18 protein-coding genes are annotated in these 19,149 nt (G+C 63.5%); 7 read left to right on the plus strand and 11 right to left on the minus strand.

The window, feature by feature from the left end:
• The first annotated feature begins 142 nt into the window (after positions 1-142).
• The 3 genes from LMTR13_RS29485 (at position 143) to LMTR13_RS29495 (ending at position 3,615) form a co-directional block, all read left to right on the plus strand.
• Positions 143-1,342, plus strand: coding sequence for an amidohydrolase family protein (locus LMTR13_RS29485; RefSeq protein WP_065733070.1), 1,200 nt, complete (start codon positions 143-145; stop codon positions 1,340-1,342).
• 231 nt (positions 1,343-1,573) lie between these two features.
• Complete coding sequence (locus LMTR13_RS29490) at positions 1,574-3,175, plus strand: SUMF1/EgtB/PvdO family nonheme iron enzyme (RefSeq protein ID WP_065730833.1); 1,602 nt, start codon at positions 1,574-1,576, stop codon at positions 3,173-3,175.
• A gap of 14 nt (positions 3,176-3,189) precedes the next feature.
• Positions 3,190-3,615: a DUF4399 domain-containing protein gene (locus tag LMTR13_RS29495; RefSeq protein WP_065730834.1), complete on the plus strand. Its 426-nt coding sequence runs from the start codon at positions 3,190-3,192 to the stop codon at positions 3,613-3,615.
• A gap of 17 nt (positions 3,616-3,632) precedes the next feature.
• On the opposite strand, the gene LMTR13_RS29500 is transcribed toward LMTR13_RS29495, so the two are convergent.
• Genes LMTR13_RS29500 through LMTR13_RS29510 form a run of 3 tightly spaced genes read right to left on the minus strand, consistent with a single transcriptional unit; the run spans position 3,633 to position 5,989 of the window.
• Positions 3,633-4,490 carry a crotonase/enoyl-CoA hydratase family protein gene (locus tag LMTR13_RS29500; RefSeq protein ID WP_065730835.1) on the minus strand — a complete coding sequence of 286 codons (858 nt, stop codon included), beginning with the start codon at positions 4,488-4,490 and terminating at the stop codon, positions 3,633-3,635.
• A 10-nt stretch (positions 4,491-4,500) separates the two neighbouring features.
• Complete coding sequence (locus LMTR13_RS29505; RefSeq protein ID WP_065730836.1) at positions 4,501-5,313, minus strand: crotonase/enoyl-CoA hydratase family protein; 813 nt, start codon at positions 5,311-5,313, stop codon at positions 4,501-4,503.
• 13 nt (positions 5,314-5,326) lie between these two features.
• The gene (locus LMTR13_RS29510; protein WP_065730837.1) at positions 5,327-5,989 is read right to left on the minus strand and encodes a TetR/AcrR family transcriptional regulator; all 663 of its coding nucleotides are present in this window, start codon (positions 5,987-5,989) and stop codon (positions 5,327-5,329) included.
• A gap of 92 nt (positions 5,990-6,081) precedes the next feature.
• On the opposite strand from LMTR13_RS29510, the gene LMTR13_RS29515 reads away from it, so the two are divergent.
• From LMTR13_RS29515 to LMTR13_RS29530, 4 genes are all read left to right on the plus strand, one after another.
• Positions 6,082-6,744, plus strand: a complete 663-nt coding sequence (locus LMTR13_RS29515; protein ID WP_065730838.1) for a TetR/AcrR family transcriptional regulator — start codon at positions 6,082-6,084, stop codon at positions 6,742-6,744.
• Positions 6,737-8,386 carry an acyl-CoA dehydrogenase family protein gene (locus LMTR13_RS29520; protein WP_065730839.1) on the plus strand — a complete coding sequence of 550 codons (1,650 nt, stop codon included), beginning with the start codon at positions 6,737-6,739 and terminating at the stop codon, positions 8,384-8,386. Before LMTR13_RS29515 ends, LMTR13_RS29520 begins: the two co-directional genes overlap by 8 nt.
• 227 nt (positions 8,387-8,613) lie before the next feature.
• Complete coding sequence (locus LMTR13_RS29525; protein ID WP_065730840.1) at positions 8,614-10,014, plus strand: selenium-binding protein SBP56-related protein; 1,401 nt, start codon at positions 8,614-8,616, stop codon at positions 10,012-10,014.
• Between the two features lie 2 nt (positions 10,015-10,016).
• The gene (locus tag LMTR13_RS29530; protein WP_065730841.1) at positions 10,017-10,682 is read left to right on the plus strand and encodes a hypothetical protein; all 666 of its coding nucleotides are present in this window, start codon (positions 10,017-10,019) and stop codon (positions 10,680-10,682) included.
• Between the two features lie 13 nt (positions 10,683-10,695).
• On the opposite strand, the gene LMTR13_RS29535 is transcribed toward LMTR13_RS29530, so the two are convergent.
• The 8 genes from LMTR13_RS29535 to LMTR13_RS29570 all read right to left on the minus strand — a co-directional run bounded on the left by LMTR13_RS29535 (position 10,696) and on the right by LMTR13_RS29570 (position 18,969).
• Entirely contained in the window at positions 10,696-11,151 is a 456-nt protein-coding gene (locus tag LMTR13_RS29535; protein ID WP_065730842.1) for a MarR family winged helix-turn-helix transcriptional regulator, read from the minus strand.
• A 28-nt stretch (positions 11,152-11,179) separates the two neighbouring features.
• On the minus strand, positions 11,180-11,884 hold the full coding sequence (locus LMTR13_RS29540; protein WP_065730843.1) for an ABC transporter ATP-binding protein: 705 nt from the start codon (positions 11,882-11,884) through the stop codon (positions 11,180-11,182).
• Entirely contained in the window at positions 11,881-12,672 is a 792-nt protein-coding gene (locus tag LMTR13_RS29545; RefSeq protein WP_065730844.1) for an ABC transporter ATP-binding protein, read from the minus strand. The genes LMTR13_RS29540 and LMTR13_RS29545 overlap by 4 nt, the downstream gene beginning before the upstream one ends.
• Positions 12,669-14,558, minus strand: coding sequence for an ABC transporter permease (locus tag LMTR13_RS29550; protein WP_065730845.1), 1,890 nt, complete (start codon positions 14,556-14,558; stop codon positions 12,669-12,671). Before LMTR13_RS29550 ends, LMTR13_RS29545 begins: the two co-directional genes overlap by 4 nt.
• Before the next feature lie 230 nt (positions 14,559-14,788).
• Positions 14,789-15,991, minus strand: coding sequence for an ABC transporter substrate-binding protein (locus LMTR13_RS29555; RefSeq protein ID WP_065730846.1), 1,203 nt, complete (start codon positions 15,989-15,991; stop codon positions 14,789-14,791).
• Positions 15,992-16,014: 23 nt separating this feature from the next.
• On the minus strand, positions 16,015-16,599 hold the full coding sequence (locus LMTR13_RS29560) for an amino acid synthesis family protein (RefSeq protein ID WP_065730847.1): 585 nt from the start codon (positions 16,597-16,599) through the stop codon (positions 16,015-16,017).
• Between the two features lie 19 nt (positions 16,600-16,618).
• Entirely contained in the window at positions 16,619-17,527 is a 909-nt protein-coding gene (locus LMTR13_RS29565; RefSeq protein WP_065730848.1) for a UPF0280 family protein, read from the minus strand.
• Positions 17,524-18,969 (minus strand): 6-hydroxynicotinate reductase, encoded by a 1,446-nt coding sequence (locus tag LMTR13_RS29570; protein WP_065730849.1) that lies wholly within the window; start codon positions 18,967-18,969, stop codon positions 17,524-17,526. Before LMTR13_RS29570 ends, LMTR13_RS29565 begins: the two co-directional genes overlap by 4 nt.
• Positions 18,970-19,149: the final 180 nt, after the last annotated feature.

Here is a 19,149-nt window from a genome sequence, read left to right on the forward strand (position 1 = left end):
ACCGTTCCCTGACCTGCAAGCCGGATTGACCGGTCCAATCATTCGTATACGATCATTCGTATACAAACGAATAATCCAGCTTGATCCGATCGTCAAGCCGGGCAGAATGTCCGGCGAAGGCATTGAAGCAAAAGGAAAAACCATGGCCCACGACGCACCCCAGGCGACCGGTCCGAGCAAGCTGGTGATCCGCAATATCGGGCTCGTGCTGTCGGGAGCTTTGGAAAAGCCGATCCTGGATGCCGACACGATCGTGGCCGAGAACGGCAAGATCACAGCGATCGGCCGCTTCAAGGACTGCAATACCGACGGCGCCACCACGACAGTCGATGCCAACGGCACCACCGTCGCGCCGGGCCTGATCGACAGCCATGTCCATCCGGTCGCCGGCGACTGGACGCCGCGGCAGAACCAGATCAACTGGATTGACAGCTATCTCCATGGTGGCGTCACCACCATGATCTCGGCGGGCGAAGTCCACATGCCCGGCCGCCCGCGCGACGTCGTAGGCCTGAAGGCGATGGCGATCTTTGCGCAGCGTGCGTTCTGGACGCTGCGTCCGGGCGGCGTGAAGGTGCACGCCGGCGCGCCGGTGATCGAATGCGAGATGGTCGAGGACGACTTCAAGGAGATGGCGGCCGCTGGCGTTAAGCTGCTCGGCGAAGTCGGCCTCGGCGGCGTCAAGGACGGGCCGACCGCGCGGAAAATGGTCGGGTGGGCGCGCAAATACGGCATTCAGAGCACGATCCACACCGGTGGACCTTCGATTCCCGGATCCGGCCTGATCGACAAGGACGTGGTGCTGGAAGCCGACACCGACGTGGTCGGCCACATCAATGGCGGTCACACCGCGTTGCCCGACGATCAGATCCGCTGCATCTGCGAGGGCTGCAAGCGCGGGCTGGAGCTGGTTCACAACGGCAATGAGCGCTCGGCGCTGTTCACGCTGCGCACCGCGCGCGAGATGGGTGATCTCCATCGCGTCATCCTCGGTACCGACGCGCCGGCCGGCTCCGGCGTGCAGCCGCTCGGCATTTTGCGAATGGTTTCGATGCTGTCGTCGCTCGGCGAGCTACCGGCCGAACTCGCCTTCTGCCTTGCGACCGGCAACACCGCGCGCATGCGGGAGCTCGATTGCGGCATCGTCGAGGTCGGCCGCTCCGCGGACTTCGTCCTGATGGACAAGGCGCAGCACTCGCCTGGCAAGAACATCCTCGAAAGCGTGCAGCTCGGCGACCTCCCCGGCATCGGCATGACCATCATCGATGGCATCGTCCGCACCCAGCGCAGCCGCAACACGCCGCCGGCCGGCAAGGTGCCGGAGATCGTTAGCGGGCGTTGATGCCGGTGACCCCGCGAGTGTGCGCCGGGCGACCATACCCTCGAACGCGATGAACGAATTGCCGCTCAGGCTCCATTTTTTGTGAGCTCACTCACACTTAGCCCTTAAGAGCCGCGTGGAACCCGCGTACGGCAGCTTGCGGCGAACAGCCACCATGGTACGCTGTAGGTGCTGGAAAGATTGCTTGCCTCATACTGTATTCGGTATTCGCAGTTGGGAGCCAATCCAAGCATGGCCCAAATTCGTGACATCAAGTCAGGCCGACCGGGTGAGCGATCGCCCGAGCCAATGCCACGCCGACTTGCGGCCATCGTGGCAGGCGACATCTCCGGTTACAGCCGTCTGATGCAGATCGACGAGGAAGGGACGCACAATCGCGTCAAGCGGATCGAGCGCGACCTCATCGAACCCAGCATCAGAGAACACCACGGCAGGCTTGTTAAAACCACGGGTGACGGCTTCATCGCCATTTTCGACAGCCCGGTCGAAGCCGTTCGATCCAGCATCGTGATCCAGCAAAATCTGGTCGGGCGCAATGCATCACTGCCCAAGCATCATTGGATCGAGTATCGGATTGGCGTCAACCTCGGCGACGTCATCATCGAAACCGATGACGTTTATGGCGATGGCGTCAATATTGCGACGCGGCTCGAGGGCATAGCTCGCGCTGGCGAAGTCTATATCTCCGGCGGCATCTACGAACAGATCAAGCACAAGCTGGTTTGCGGATACGAGTCGCTCGGTGATCGAAAGGTCAAGAACATCACCGATCCGGTCCGGGTCTACCGCGTGCTTCCCGACCCCTCCGCCCTTCAGGAAGTCCGGAGCCGGCGCGAACGCATCCTGATCCTCTTGCTCTTCCTTGCGATAGCGACCATTGCGGGCGGCACTCTCTGGTACATGTTCGCACAACCTCGCAAGGCGACAGATCAGGCGTCGGCTCCCGTTTCATCTCCAGTAGAAGCGCCGAAGGCGCCTGCGCCTGCCGCGAAGCAACAAGCGCCGCAGCCCCAGCCTTCTCCTTCCGTAGCACCAGCTCAACAACAGGCGGCGCCTCGGCCTGAGTCGTCGCCAATGACGAAGCAGGCGGCGCCGCTACCGCCGCCGGCGTCTCCTGCACCCGAGACTCCGCCCACGACGCAAGCGGCCGCACCGGTTCGAGAACCCGAGATGATCTCGCTTCGGGGCGGTAGCTTCGCCATGGGCAGCAACGAGGAGGTTTCGGAAAAGCCGGTCCGCCAGGTAACGGTCAAGCCCTTTGCGATGGGGAAATTTCCTGTCTCCGTGCGGGAATGGAACGCATGCGCCGCCGCCGGGGCATGCGGATTCACAGCGACCGGAAAGGAGGATGCGCCGGTTACAAACGTGAGCTGGAGCGATGCCAGGCAATATGTTGAGTGGCTCGCGGAAACCACCCGAAAGCCATACCGGCTGCCGAGCGAGGCCGAATGGGAATATGCAGCGCGAGGCGGCACGCAGACCCGATACTGGTGGGGCGATCAGTTTCAGTCCGGCATGGTCAATTGCAGGAACTGCAGCGACATCCCTGCCAGCGAGCAGCCGGTCAAGGTTGGCAGCCTCAAGCCAAATCCCTTTGGGCTGTTTGATATGGGCGGCGGGGTCGATCAATGGGTCGAAGATTGCTGGCACAAAAATTATCAGGGCGCGCCGGCTGACGGGTCAGCATGGGTCGAGAATGCATGCTCGTCGCGCGTCATCCGTTCCGGCTCCTGGAGGAAAGACTCAACTTATGCCCGGACGTCAAACCGCGGCAGCTATGACACCAACGTGCGATATCCCACCCACGGGTTCCGCGTCGCACTTTCCCCGTAGGTAAGAGGGCATTCATGAAGGTCTTGCGGTGGATCGCTCTGTCAGCAGCGCTCACTTGCCTGCCGTTCGCCGCGTATGCGCAAGGAAAGCCCGCCCACAAGGATGCCCATCTCTACTTTGTATGGCCGCAGAACGGCACCGTGATCAAAGGCGGATTTTGGTGTCGCTTTGGTCTACGCAACATGGGCGTGACGCACGCCGGCGACAATTACCCGAACAGCGGCCATCACCACCTGCTGATAAATGTGAATGAACCGCTCAATCCCAATGAGCCGATTCCGCAGGACAGGTCGCATCTTCATTTTGGCGCCGGCCAGACCGAAGCCCGGATCGAGTTGCCGCCCGGCAAACATACGCTCCAGCTCGTGCTGGGCGATGCCGAACACTATCCGCACGTTCCCCCGGTTGTCTCGCAGAAAATTACTATCACCATCAGATAGAACCGCTCGGCCCCGAACTACCTGTTCTGCGTGATCGGCTGATTGGTAGTCCAGTCGAAAGTGCCCTGGTCGCGCTCGTCGACCGCGCGCTTCCAGCCCATTTCTTCCGACCGACGCTTGAAGTTCAGCCCCTCCGGCGAATGCCGGGTGATACCGTCGAACACGGTGGCGATCATCTGCGTGCCCATCAGGCCCATATTGTAGAGCGCCTGGTTCATCATCAGCTTCTGCATCATGAGCTGGTTCTGTGGCACGGTCGCAATCCGGTGCGCGAGCGCGTCGACTTCGTCGTCGAGCTTGTCGGCCGGAACGGCTTTCAGCACGAGGCCAAGCGCCGCCGCCTCGACACCGGTGATCTTGTCGCCGGTGAACAGCATGCGCTTGGCCTTTTCGGCGCCGAGCCGGTAGACCCACATCGCCGTCGTCGGGCAGCCCCAGACGCGCACCGGCGGATAGCCGATGCGGGCATCCTCCGCCATGACGATCATGTCGGAGCAGAGCGCGATATCCGAGCCGCCGGCCACCGCAAAGCCGTGCACCTTGCAGATCACAGGACGTTTCGAGCGGAACAGGCTCATGAACTTGTTCGTATTGTCCGACATGGCCGCGTAATCCTTCATCGGATCCCACGGCATTTCCTGGGTGTAGCGGTTGGCCTTGTCGCCGGAGGCGTAGGCCGTCAGGTCATATCCGGCGCAAAATGCGCGGCCGGCGCCTGCGAGCACGATCACATGCGCGCCCGGATCGTTGTCGGCGCGGGCGACCGCATCGGCAAGCGCGCCGGGTAATTCATCGTCGATCGCGTTCATGACTTCCGGCCGGGTCAGCGTGATGCGCGCGATACGGCCGTCGCGCTCGTAGAGGACTTTGGCCATGTGCGGCTCCTCAGATCTTGGCAAAATCGCCGTGGCGGCCCTTGCCGCTGGCAAAGCGCGCCGCGCCACTGACGCCCTCCTTGAAGATGGCTTCGACGCCGTTGGCCCATTCCCACCGCAAGGCATCGCGGACCGGCAGACCGTAAGTCTCGACCACCGAGCGCCGATCGGCCCGCACGGCCGCTTGCGGAAACCGCGCGATCTCCAGCGCCATCGCCTCGGCCGCAGCGCGAGCGCCACCGCTCTCCACGACCTGCTCGCACATGCCGATGCGCAACGCTTCGTCGGCCTGGACCTTGCGGCCGGTGAGGATGATTTCCATCGCCCGTCCCTGCCCGACAAGCCGCGCCAGACGCACGCTGCCGCCGTCCAAAAGCGGAATGCCCCAGCGCCGGCAATAGACGCCAAAATAGGCGCTTTCGGCCATCACGCGGATATCGCACCACAGCGCCAGCTCCATGCCGCCGGCCACCGCCGGTCCCTCCACCGCGGCAATCACCGGCTTCGACAATTCCAGCCGCGTCGGTCCGAGCGGCCCGCGCGGCGCGGGGTTTGCGCCGGTCGGGAACGCCAGCCCGTCGACGACGTGGCGTTGAAAGGCGTTGCGGTCGGAGAGCGTGCTGGCGAATTTGAGATCCCAGCCGGCGCAGAACGCGCCGCCCTCGCCCCATAGCACCGCGACGCTGGCGGAATCGTCGGCGTCGAATTCCCTGAACGCTTGCGCCAACGCTTCCGCGCTGTCGGGATCCATCGCATTGCGTGCCTCGGCAAACCGGCTGTGGATGACGGTCCACACCGCACCCTGTTTCTCGATCCGGACCATCTCGCTTACTCCCTTACTGTTTTTGTTTACGTGCGGCTCTAACCGTCGCACCTTTCGTGCCTGGGAGGCATTGCGACAGCATCATGCGAAGCAGCGTCTGCGCGCCGATGTCGAGAAAATCGAGCCGGCCCGCGATCTGCAGCACAAGCGCCCCGATCATCTGGCTGGTCAGCAGCGCGACCCATGGCCGAACCTCTGAAGGCTTGAGCCGGCGCACCTCGGTCAGCGGCACCGCGATGCGTTCCAGCACCTTCCACAGCGCTTGATTGAGCTCATCATCCGACGGCCTGCCGACGCCGAGCCGCTTGAGGCCGCGAAAGGCGTAGAGGCCCAGATTTATCTCGAAGCGGTGCTCGAGGTAGTAGTTCAGGAAGGCCTCGCAGGCCGCCTCGACCTGGGCCTCCGGCGTTCGCGCGGCGGCTACGCGCGCGGCAACGAAAGCATCGAGTGCCGCCAGCGACTGTTGGAGCAGCTCGGCATAGATCGCCTCCTTGCTCTCGAACAGCGGATAGATCGCCCCCGTCGTGCAGCCGGCGCGAACTGCGATGCCGCGCATGGTGGCGCCCTCCAGCCCCTGCTCGGCGAATTCGTCGCGCGCGGCGCGCAGCAGAAGCTCGCGCTTCGCTCCCTTCACGACATCGGACCAGTCCTTGGCGGAGGCTGCAGGTTCTCTCATGATAACAACGTTATTAAAACATGTGCACCAGAGTCAATGGTAACGATGGTTTTTTGTTTGTGTAGCAAAAAAATAAGTGTACGGTCGCCGCCATGTCGATGCCCGAACGTGCCGTCCGGGCGGGTGCCCAGCACACCCGCCGTGAGATCCTGCTGACGGCGGCGCGCCTGTTCGCCGACCGCGGCTTTGCCGACGTTTCGGTAACCGAGGTAGCGGCGGCGGCTGGCGTCTTTCCCAACCAGGTGACGTATTATTTCGGCGGCAAGGACGGCTTGTTCGTCGAGGTGGCCGGCCGCCTGATCCTCGAGGCAGGACAAGCCGCAGAGATCGAGGCACAAAAGGCCAAATCGGTTCGCGAATACACGCGAATGCTGGCAGCATCCGTGCTCGGCCCCGGCCTTCCCGCCGTCCTCGCCTTCATCGAAGCCATGCTGATCGCGCGGCGCCGTGCCGATCTGGCGCCGCAGATCAAGGCGACGCTCGACCGGCTGCACGAGGAAGGCGCGCGGGCGACGTCGGAGATCATGGCGCAAAAGCGCTGGCAGATGATGACGAGCCCGGCGACCGCCGCGCAAAACTTCTGGGCGACCATCACCGGCGTGGCGCTGCAGATGGTCGCGAGCGGAACGGGCGAGATCGGCAGCGGCGTCGACGCACTGGCGCTGGTCGAACTCAATTTGGTCGACCGGCAGGGCCGGCCCGAAAATGCCGGCTGCAAAAATCCCAAGTCCAAACGGAGTAAGCGTCATGCGTGAGTCCGCCGCCAGAGTCCTCCCCACCCACGAAGTGACCAACCAGCCTCCCCCGCTGCCTTCCATCGATCTCTTCGAAGGCGACATCGCGCTGGTCGAGGCCGTCAGGCGATCGGGCGCCGAAAGCGCGGAGCCGCACCTGAAGAGATCAGGCAAGCACGCCGGCGACGAGCGCGTGCAGGACATTGCACGCCTCGCCCATCGCTATCAGCCGGAGCTGCACGCCTTCGACCGCTTCGGCCACCGCCAGGATGCGGTCGAATTTCATCCGGCCTATCACGAACTGATGCAGCTCGTATTCGGCGACGGCGTCCACTCGCTCGCCTGGACCGCCCGCGAAGGCGGCCATGCGGCCCGCACGGCGTTGAGCTACATCTGGAATCAGGCGGATCAAGGCGTCAACTGCCCGGCCTCGATGACCTATGGCGCGGTGAAGGCGCTGCGCAACCATCCCCCGCTTTCTGCCGCACTCGAACCGAAGATCCTCGCCAACGCCTACGACCCGCGGCCGATCCATTTCAGGGACAAGAGCGCCATCACCATCGGCATGGCGATGACGGAGAAGCAGGGAGGCTCCGATCTGCGCGCCACGGCAACGGTCGCCGTGCCAGCCGGCGACGGCGAATTCGGTCCGGAATATCTGCTGACCGGCCACAAATGGTTCTGCTCGGCGCCGATGAGCGATGGATTTTTGACGCTGGCGAGAACCGAGAAAGGCGTGACCTGCTTCTTCCTGTTGCGGTCGCTGGCGGATGGAACCCGCAATCCCTTCTTCATTCAGCGCCTGAAGGACAAGCTCGGAAACCGCTCCAACGCGTCATCAGAAATCGAATATGCTGATACGCGCGCCATCCAGATCGGCGATGAAGGCCGCGGCATTCCGACCCTGATTGAGATGGCCCACCTGACACGGCTTGAAACCGCCATCAGTTCGGCTGCCATTATCAGGCGGGCACTGACCGAAGCCATCCACCACACCCGCTACCGCCGCACCTTCCAGCGGGCGCTGGTCGATCAGCCGATCATGCAAAGCGTGCTCGCCGACGTCGCGACCGAGAGCGAGGCCCATCTCGCGTTGACCATGCGGGCGGCGCAGGCGCAGGACCTTGCCGCAACCGACAGCACCGAAGCCCTGCTCTCGCGCTTCCTCGTTCCGCTCGCCAAGTTCTGGGTGTGCAAGCGCACGCCGCCGCTGGTGGCGGAACTGCTCGAATGCTTCGGCGGCAATGGGTATGTCGAGGAAGGCCTGCTCGCCCGGCTCTACCGCGAAGCACCGCTGAACGGCATCTGGGAAGGTTCGGGCAACGTCATCTGCCTCGACCTCGTGCGCGTGCTCAGGCGCGAGCCGCAAGTCCGCGATGCACTCCGAGGTGAAATTCGCGTCCCGGGATCGGCTACCCTCAACGCGCTATGGAGCGAGATCGACGGCCTGATCGACCAGGTGGTCGCCGACGAACAGGGCGCAAGGTGGCTCGTCGAGCGAACCGCGATTGCCGTGCAGTATTCCCTGCTGTTGCGCCATGCGCCGGACTTCGTGTCGGACAGTTTTCGGGCGAGCAAGATCGACCGCCCGCATCTGACGATGGGATCGCTCAAGGCCGACGCCGCTCTCCGCCGCATCGTTGAACGCGCGGCGGTAAGCTGACGCGCAGGACGGCAGGCATGGAGGCGGGTTTAGCGCAACTGCGGGCATTGGCACCGGATTAGTAGCACCATCGTTATTTTCGCCGGACGCATTGCGGTGTATGGTGATTGCGCAAACCCCGGCCGGCGGCACTCGTGAGAGGAACTCGATGCGCCGGGTGATTTCTTGCCGCTAGCGTGCCGCTGCGCCGTGTTGCTGTACATCCAGGCAAACAGGGAGGCAGTACGATGAACATTCGGCCCGATCCCACGTTTCACGCTTCGCCAAAGCTTGCCATGGAAGCTCCGCCGGAGAGCTTCGCCTACACTGTGCTGCTGAGCCCGGACGCTTCGAAACCGGACGCACTGGCCGTAATCGACGTCAGGCCGGACTCCCCGACCTACAGCCGTGTCGTTCACACGGTGACGATGCCCAACAAGGGCGACGAGTTTCACCATTTCGGTTGGAACGCATGCTCGTCGGCGCTGTCGCCGCTCACCGGGCACGCCTTCCTCGAGCGTCGCTATCTCATCATCCCCGGCATGCGCTCGTCCCGCATCTACATCGTCGATACCAAGCCTGATCCCACCAAGGCGGCGATACACAAGATCATCGAGCCCGAAGAAATCTTCAGGAAGACCGGATACTCGCGGCCCCACACCGTCCACTGCGGGCCGGAAGGCATCTACATCAGCACGCTCGGCGGCGGCGGCAAGAACGGCACCGACGGACCGCCCGGCGTCTTCATCATGGATTGCGAGACATTCGAGGTGCTCGGACGGTGGGAGCTCGATCGCGGTCCGCAAACCCTGCACTATGATTTCTGGTGGAATCTGCCGCGCGATTACATGGTGACCAGCGAGTGGGCGCTGCCGCCGCAGTTCGAGAATGGGATCGTGCCGGAAGATCTTCTCTCCAACAAATACGGCCACCGGATCCATTTCTGGGATCTGCGCGCCCGGCGCAATGTGCAGACCATCGATCTCGGCGCCAACCATCAGATGGCGCTGGAGGTGCGTCCCGCGCACGATCCGGTTCGCGAATACGGCTTCCTCGGCGTCGTGGTCGATACCACCAATCTCGAAGGCTCGATCTGGACCTGGTGGCGCGAGGGCGGCAAGTTTCACATCGAGAAAACCGCGACCATCCCGCCCGAGCCGGCGGCGAAGGAGCAACTGCCGCCGCTGCTGCAAGGCTTCGGCGCCGTGCCGCCGCTGGTCTCCGACATCGACCTGTCGATGGACGATAAGTTCCTCTACGTCGCCTGCTGGGGCACCGGCGAGATGCGTCAATACAACGTCAACGAGCCGCGAAGGCCGAAGCTTGCCGGCTCGGTCCGCATCGGCGGCATCGCGCGCCGCACCCCGCACCCGAACGGCAAGGCCTTTGGTGGGGGTCCGCAAATGGTCGAGATCAGCCGCGACGGTAAGCGGGTGTACTGGACCAACTCGCTGTATTCGACGTGGGACGACCAATTCTATCCCGACGGTGTTCCGGGAGCCATGGTGATGGCCGATACGAAGCCGGACGGCGGCCTCGAACTGGCGAGGGATTACTGGGTCAATTTCCCCGATGGTTACCGCGCGCATCAAGTCCGGCTCGACGGCGGTGACTGTTCGACGGATTCGTTCTGCTACCCGTCGGTCTGAAGTTGAGCACTGCCGACTGGACACCGGTCTGGCTCTGGCTGGCTGTCATTGCGAGCGGTCTCTATCACGGCGTCAACCCGGGAATGGGGTGGCCGCTCGCCGTTTCGGCCGGATTGATGGAGCGGAGCCCGCGTGCGCTGGTGGCCGCGCTTGGGCCGCTCACGGCCGGCCATCTGCTCGCGATGCTGCTCGTACTCCTCCCCTTCGCGTTGCTTGTTGCCATCGTCGATTGGCAGCGCACGATCCAGATCGGCGCTAGCCTCCTTGTTATCGTCTTCGGCCTGTTCCGCCTTGCAAGCCGGCGCCATCCAAGGGCGCTGGCGCGGATATCGCCGGCGCAACTGGGACTTTGGTCGTTCGCCGTAGCGCTTGCGCATGGCGCGGCGCTGATGCTGGTGCCGATCTATCTCGGGCTTTGCAGGGAAGCCGAGCTCGACAGCGGCCACGCGGCAGCGGGCACTCTCGTCAACGCCAATCTCAGCATGGCCGTGCTGGTTGCCACCGTCCACGCCATCGCGATGGTCGCCGCCGGCGGTTGTTGCGCGTGGCTCGCCTACCGCTATCTCGGCCTCAAATTCATATCGCAGAGCTGGTTCAATCTGGATACGACCTGGGCCGTGAGCCTCATTCTGGTGGGCGCGATCGCACTGGCGCTCAACCTGATCTGACGCGAGCAACGCCTTAACGCAGCTTGTCGAGCAATGCGATCAGCGTCTCGCGCTCCTTGGCGTCCAGCGGCGCCAGCGTCTCGCGACTTATCGCCAGCGCATTCGGCGCGGCCTTCTCGGCCAGTTGCTGGCCGGCGCGCGTCAGACTCACCAGCAGGCGGCGGCCGTCCTCGGGATCCGGGCTGGTCTCGGTCAGGCCGCGCGCGGTGAGACGATCGATCACGCCCTTGATGGTCGCCACATCCATCGCCGTCAGCCGCCCCAGCAGGTTCTGCGAGCACGGCCCCGTCTCAGTCAGTTTGGCGAGCGCCGCCCATTGCGTCGGCGTCAGGTTGATGCCGATTTCACGGGCGAAGATGGTGGCATGGCGTTGCCAGACCTGGCGCAGGATGAAGCCGATCTGCTCGTCGAGAATGTAGGACGGGCGCGGCGGCTTGACGCTCCGTTTCGGCGAAACACCCCTTCCCATCTGCGTTCCCCGCCCTTCCCCTCGCCGATCACAGCGACAGATGCGCGTCCTGGATATCCGGCCGCGCGTCGAGTTCGGCCATCGTGCCGCCGAAGCAAATCCTGCCGCGCTCGATGATGTAGGCGCGGTCCGAGATCAGCCGCGCGAAATGCAGGTTCTGCTCGGAGACCACGATGCTGACGCCTTCCTTCTTCATCGCCAGGATGGCGTCGACCATCTGCTCGACAATCTTCGGCGACAAGCCTTCCGAGGGCTCGTCGAGCAGCACCAGCGTGGGATTGCCCATCAGCGTCCGTGCGATCGTCAGCATCTGCTGCTCGCCGCCGCTCATCCGCCCGCCCGGCCGGTTGCGCATCTCGCCGAGATTTGGAAACAGCGTGAACAGCTTTTCGCGCGTCCAATGCGGCGCGTTCGGCCGTTTTGGCTGGCGGCCGACTTCGAGGTTCTCGTCGACCGTCAGATCGGTGAAGATACGCCGCTCTTCCGGCACGTAGCCGAGTCCACCGCGTACGATTGCATGCGTCGGTTCGCGGGAGACATCCTTGCCCTCGAAGATGATCCGTCCCGAACGGTTCTCAACCAGGCCGACGATAGAGCGGAAGGTGGTCGACTTGCCGGCGCCGTTGCGGCCGAGCAAAGCCACCACCTCGCCCTCGCCGACCTCGAGTGCGATATCGAACAGGATATGCGCCGGGCCGTAAAAACTGTTGAGGTCCGCGACCTGCAGCTTCATGCGCCGGCTCCCTCGCGGTGGCGGGAATCATAGACCAGGCCTTCGCCGAGATAGATCGCGCGCACCTGCGGATTGCCGCGCACTTCCTCGGGCGAGCCTTCGGCGATCAGGCTGCCGCGGTTGAGCACCAGGATGCGGTCGGCATGTTCGAACACCACGTCCATGTCGTGCTCGGTGAAGAGCACGCCAATCGACTGTTCGCGGGCGATGCGCGCGGTGAGCCGCATCAGCTCGATCCGCTCGCGCGGCGCCATGCCCGCGGTGGGCTCATCCATCAGCAGCAGCCTGGGCTGGTTGGCGAGCGCGATCGCAAGCTCCAGCCGCTTGAGATCGCCATAGGCAAGCTCGCCGCAGGGGCGCTCGGCATAGGCGCCCATGCCGACGAGGTCGAGCAGCCGGCCCGCCTCGTCGCGGGCGTAAGCCGCGGTCGAGCCCCAGAGATTGAACAATTGCCTGCCATACGACACCAGTGCGACCTGCACGTTCTCGCGCACGGTCATGGTCGGGAATGTCGCCGTGATCTGGAAGGTGCGCCCGACGCCGAGCCGCCAGATGGCACGCGGCTTCTCGCCCACGGTATCCTTGCCAAGCAGATGGATGCGGCCGCTGTCCGGAATGTTCTGGCCATTGAGCATGTCGAAGCAGGTGCTCTTGCCCGCACCATTGGGTCCGATCAGCGCCAGGATTTCACCCGCACGCAATTCGAACGACACGCTGCGCACGGCATGGACGCCGCCATAGGATTTGCTTAAGCCTTCGACCTTCAGCAATGTCGGGACCATGCTCATTCGGCGGCCTCGATCCGGGAGGTGACGAGCGCAGATTTTTTGGCTTCGGAGGATCGCCGGCGATTCCGGATCGCCTCCAGCGTGCCGACGATGCCCTTGGGGAACGCCACCACCATCAGCACGATGAAGCCGCCCAGCACCAGTTTTGAGAGATCGGTCTGGCTGACCAGCCAGATGTTGGCCGCCTTGAAGACGATGGCGCCGATCACCGCGCCGGAAACCGTTTCGACGCCGCCGAGCAGAACCATGACCAGCGCATCCACGGAGAGCGAGATGCCGACGCTGTCCGGGAACACGCTTCCCTTCAGATAGGCAAACAACGCGCCGCCGATCCCCGCCACCGTGCCTGATATGACGAAGGCCGTCCATTGAATGCGCTTGCCATTGATGCCGATCGCCTCGCTACGCAGCGGCGAGTCCCGCGTTGCACGCAGCGCAAAGCCAAACGGCGAGAACACCATCACCCGGAGCACGGTGACCACGAGCGCCGTGATGCCGAGCGACAACCAATAGAAACTGGCGGGGCTCGCCGCCCATTTCTCCGGCCACACGCCCAAAATGCCGTTGTCGCCGCCGGTCACCTCGACCCACTGGAACGCGATCGACCAGACGATCTGCGCAAAGGCCAGCGTCAGCATCGCGAAATAGACGCCTGAGAGCTGCACGGCGAAGAAGCCGAATACCGCGGCACCCAGCAGCCCCAGCAGCGGGCCGAGCAGCAGCGAAACGATCATCGGCAATCCGGCTGCCTTGGCGAGGAATGCGACGCCATAGGCGCCAAGCCCGAAATAGGCGGCATGGCCGAACGAGGCGAGGCCGCCGACCGACATCAGGAAATGCAGGCTGGCGGCGAAGATGACGAAGATCGCAATTTCCGATCCGACCGTGAGCGCGTAGTTGCCGGCAAACAACGGCAGCATGGCCGCAAGGACCAGCGCGCCCAATGACATCAACCGTTCACCCGAGGTAAGCGGCCGCCACGGCGTGACGGTCAGGCCCGGCGTACGGCGTGCGGCCGCTTCCGGTTTGCCAAACAGGCCCCACGGGCGCACGATCAGCACCACTGCCATCACCAGGAATACCAGGATGATGGATATCTTCGGGAAGATGAGAATTCCGAAGGCGTTGAGTTCGGACACCAGCACGGCCGCGACAAAGGCACCGATGATGCTGCCGAGCCCGCCGATTACGACCACCACGAACACTTCGACGATGATGCGAAGATCCAGCGCGTGATGCACCGCATCGCGCGGAATCTGCAGCGCGCCGCCGAGCGCTGCCAGAAAGACGCCGAGCGCGAACACGCTGGTGAACAGCCATTTCTGATTGACGCCGAGCGCCGCTACCATGTCGCGATCCTGCGTCGCCGCGCGCACCAAGACGCCCCAGCGCGTGCGCTGGAACAGAAGCCAGAGCACGCCGAGCACGACAGGACTGAGCCCGATCAGGAACAGGTCGTAGCTCGGGATGTTCTGGCCGAAAAAGTCGACCGCGCCCTTGAAGCCGGGTGCGCGACGGCCGAGCAGATCGTCCGGCCCCCAGATCATCACGACGATGTCCTGGACCATCAAGGTCAGGCCGAACGTCGCCAGCAACTGGAATAGCTCCGGCGCATGATAGATCCGCCGCAGCAACACCATCTCGACCAGTACGCCGATGATGGCAACGATCAGCGCTGCAACGACGACGCCGCCCCAGAATCCGAGCGCGCCGGAGAACCGCTCGGTCAGCGTGAACGCGACATAGGCACCGAGCATATAGAACGCGCCATGGGCAAAATTCACGATCCGCGTCACGCCGAAGATGATCGACAGCCCCGACGCGACCAGAAACAGCGACGCCGCGCTGGCGAGACCGGTCAGGAACTGAACGAAGTAGAAGGCCATTGGCGGTCCGGGTTAGGGTAATCGTCAGAGAGGCCTCATCCTTCGAGACGGCGCTTCGCGCCTCCTCAGGGATGAGGATCGTCGGTCTCACCTCTCCCCGCGGGGAGAGATCGGATCGCCCTTGCGATCCGGGTGAGGGGGTATCGGTTGATCTGCAAACCGACTCGCGGAAAGAGCCCCTCACCCCAACCCTCTTCCCGCGAAGGGCGGGGAGAGGGAGTGGAGAGAGATCAATCCTTCGGACGGAGCTTTTCGACTTCCGCGTCGCTCGGCAGATAGTCCGCACCCTTGCGATAGACCGAGTTCACCATCACGCCCTTGCCGTCCTTCAGCGCGGTCTTGCCGACATAGGCCCCTAACGTCGACTGGTGATCGATCTTGCGGAAGGTGATCTCGCCGAACGGCGACGGCATCGACAGTCCTTCGGTCGCCGCGATCAGCTTCTCCGGATCGGTCGAGTTGGCCTTCGCAAGGATCGCAGCAGCCGCCTTGATGGTCTGGTAGCCGACGATCGAGCCGAGGCGCGGATAGTCCTTGTACTTGGCCTGATAGGCTTTCAGGAACTTGTCATGGTCCGGCGTCTTGATGTCGTACCAGGGATAGCCCGTGACGATCCAGCCCTCCGGCGTCTCATCCTTCAGTGGATCGAGATATTCCGGCTCGCCGGTGAGGAAGGAGACCACTGAGCGTCCCTTGAACAGGCCACGGGTATTGCCCTCACGCACGAGCTTCACCAGATCGGCACCGAAGGTGACGTTGAGGATCGCCTCGGGATTGGCCGCAGCCACCGCCTGCACCACCGGGCCCGCATCGATCTTGCCCTGCGGCGGCCACTGCTCGTCGACCCACTGAATGTCCGGACGCTTCTCCGACATCAGCTTCTTGAACACCGCAACCGCCGACTGGCCGTATTCGTAGTTCGGCGCAATCGTCGCCCAGCGCTTGGCCGGCAGCTTGGCGGCTTCTTCCACCAGCATCGCCGCCTGCATGTAGTTGGAGGGACGCAGGCGGAAGGTATAGCGGTTACCCTTCGACCAGGTGATGGCGTCGGTCAAAGGCTCTGCGGCCAGGAAGAACACTTTTTTCTGGTTGGCGAAGTCCGAGACGGCGAGGCCGATATTGGACAGGAAGGTGCCGGCCAGCATCGCGACGTTCTCGCTCGACACCAGCTCGTTGGCGGCGGTCTGCGCGTCCGCCGGTTTGCCACCATCGTCCTTGGAGATGACGACGAGCTTCTTGCCGTTGATGCCGCCGGCGGCGTTGATCTCCTCGACCGCGAGCTGCCAGCCCTTGCGGTAAGGTTCGGTGAAGGCCGGCAACAGCGAATAGCTGTTGATCTCGCCGATCTTGATCTCGCTTTGCGCCATGGCGCTGCCAGCCATGCCCGCCACCGCGATCGCCAATCCCGCTCCCAGCAAATGTCTCCGTCGCATCCCTACCTCCAATGTTGATGTCATTATCTCAAGCCGTCTTCGCCTTTGACTTCCGCTACCATCAGTCCCCCGACGCGCGGCAGCGGCCTGCCGCTATCGGTGACCGCCACCGCCACCATGATCTCGTTGGCGCGGGGCGCATCGTTGATCTGCACTTCCATCCCATCGAAATGGCTGCGCACGAAGGCTGCGTCCTTGTGGCCGAGTGGAATATCCAGGGTCGTTCCGGGACCGCTGCGCTTCTTCGACGACGGGATCAGCGCCGCGCCCTTGCCCAGAACTTTTCGTACCGGCGCGCCCATCTTCGGATGCAGGATCGCCGCTGCATGTTCGAGTTCGCCATTTTCGCCGACCGCGGCGGCTTTGCCGTAGCTGTGCGCCTTGATACCTTCGATGCCGAGCGCGGCGACCGCTCTTTTCGAAAGGAGATCGCCGAGTTCTTCGCCGATTTCGATCAACGGCGAGAGATCCTCGACATACCTGCCTGCAAAGGGATTCTCGATGACAGCAATCGCGGCCGCCCGCCGTGTCGGCGGCGCAACCTTCTGACCCATCTCCAGATGGGTTTCCTCGACCACCGTGACAATCTTGCGAATGATCGCGCTCATCTGTCAGCCTCGCTCCCGATCAAACATGCGCTGTTCTTGCTAGTGCGTTTCCATGAAACGTTGGCAGCACACCCGCCCTGATCCCTGTTGCACCCACCACGACCGTCTCGCCTAGTAGACGCAAGGCCGCACCCTCGATCAATCCCGCCGCAAGCAATTGTTGTGCCCGGCCTACCCCTGCCCTTAACGCATCGTCGATCTCGCTTTCCCGGAGCACGCCAATGTCGCGAGTGACGAGGCGCGCTCCGAGGTCGCTGTCGGGCTGCAATTCATTGGCCGGACAACGGATGATGGCGGGATGACCAGGCAGATCGACGGCATTGGCGATGATGGTGGCCGCGGCATCGGCTTGCGACGCCGTTCGCGCCAGCACGGTAACCGCATCGGCGATCCCGAGCGAAAAGCTGCGGCCGTGCCGCCCGCTGGTCGCGATGCCGCGTGCTGGATCATCGGCTTCAATAGTGATGGTTTGCATCACACCACGATGGTCCGGTCGGTCCATCAGTCCCACTGTGAACCGCTCTCCACCGGTCAAGTGCAACGCGATGTCGCCGCCATTGTTGACGTAGGCACGATCGATCCGCGCCGTGCCCAGCATTGCGCCAAGAATCTCTTCCGCGACGCTGCCCGCCACCGCGGCCATCGGCGTGATGAACTCTTCGGCCGCAAACGGCGCCACCGCCGCATGCATGCGGCGCGCGACGACACCGTTCAGCGTGCTTCGCACCGGATCGGCGGCCCTTCGAAGTTCGATCAACTCTTCGCAGAGCTCATCGAGCAGGCCGGTGAAGCGCCGCGCGGCGGCCTCGTAAGCGGCGCGCACCTCGCCCTCGCTTCCCCTCGCTTCGATGATCAAGTCAATCGGACCGTCCTGCAAATGCAGCCGCTTGCCGTCAGAAAGAAGCGCGATTTGCGGGAGCCGCTTCATGCGCGGCGTCCCGGCACATAAGGCATCGGTCGGAATTCGCTGTTCTCCCGCAACGACGCCAGCGAGCGGACGTGATCCATGTGGCCGCCGAGCGCCGCGTAATCGGATAGTTTCAGCGTGAACTCGATCGGTGCCACCAGCGCCGGCGTCGGCACATAGCCGAATGCGCCTGCCGGCATTTGCGTGACATCGACCATGAAGGTGATGCCACCGCCCGGCCAGACATAGACCGGCGCGCCACCGCTGGTGACCCGCGTCAGCGCATCCTTCACCGATCGCGTCAGCCGCACCGGATTGTCAGTGACGCCGGCGCGCAGCGAGCCGCCAGCGCCGCCCATGAACAACACCGTGCACAGCGCCGGCTCGCAATTTTCCTGGATGCGCTCGACCGAGAACTGGAGTTCGGGCGGCATCTGCTTTTCGATCGGCCGCAACGCTTCGTCGAGTTCGTAATAGGCCGCGTGCTCGCCGGTGGTCGAAACCATCAGCATGGTCAGTCCGGGCCGCGCCTCCTTCGGGTTGAACGGTCCGAGTACCGACAGCGGATCGGAAATATTGGTGCCGCCCCACCCCGTCCCGGGATCGGCGACCTGGAAATAACGGCCGGGAGTCGAGCGCCGGCCCTTCATCTTGATCCCGGTATCGGGAATATCGAGCAGCTTGCCGGCCTGATGCTCACTGAGGACGCCGGTGATGTGGTCGTCCACGACCACGACCTCATCGACCTTGCCGTGCCACTGCTTGGCGAACATGCCGATCGTCGCCGAGCCGCATCCGACCCGCATCCGCTCTTCCGCGACACCGTTGACGATCGGCGGCCGGCCGGCCTGCACCACCACCGTGGCGCCGCCGTCGATCGTCAGTTCCACTGCCTTGCAATTGGACAGATCCATCAGCGCGTCGCAAGTGACGCGACCCTCCTTCTTGGAACCACCGGTAAGATGATGCACGCCACCGAGCGAAAGCATCTGCGAGCCATATTCGCTGGTCGTCACATGGCCGATCGCCTCGCCTTCGGCGCGGACGGTCGCGGTCTCGGGGCCGAGATAGCGATCGGTGTCGATCTTCACCTTGACGCCGCAATAGCTGAAAATGCCTTCGGTCACGACGGTGACCATGTCGACGCCGTCGACTTCCGAGGAGACGATGAACGGTGCAGGCTTGTAGTCGGGATAAGTCGTGCCGGCACCGATCGCCGTGACGAATACGTTCGGCTCGTGGACGATCTTGCCATCCCAGTCGCCACCGGCCTGAAACGGCACCAGCCGTCCGCCATGCGAGACCGTTCGCTCCAGCACGATATGCGGATCGACACGCACCAGCTCGCCATTATGGTTGGCATAGCGATCACACGCGCCCGCCGCGCCCGGCTTGATGTAGCACATCACCGGACAGGCATCGCAGCGGATCTTGTCGCCAGTGGCAACGGTCTCGTCACTCATGAACAAGCCTGCAGTGGGAAGGCGCCGATCGTAGCCGCGTCCGCGCGACCAGGATCATTTGTTCGTATACGAATGATGTTGCGCGCGGACTGGAACGCTGTCAAGCGGGCCCGGAGCCAAAAGCCTTGCTTGCCGCATAATACCGCATTTGCCTCACCCCTTTGTTCATAAAGCGAGCAA

The organism is Bradyrhizobium icense, assembly GCF_001693385.1.
GTDB classification, from domain to species: domain Bacteria; phylum Pseudomonadota; class Alphaproteobacteria; order Rhizobiales; family Xanthobacteraceae; genus Bradyrhizobium; species Bradyrhizobium icense.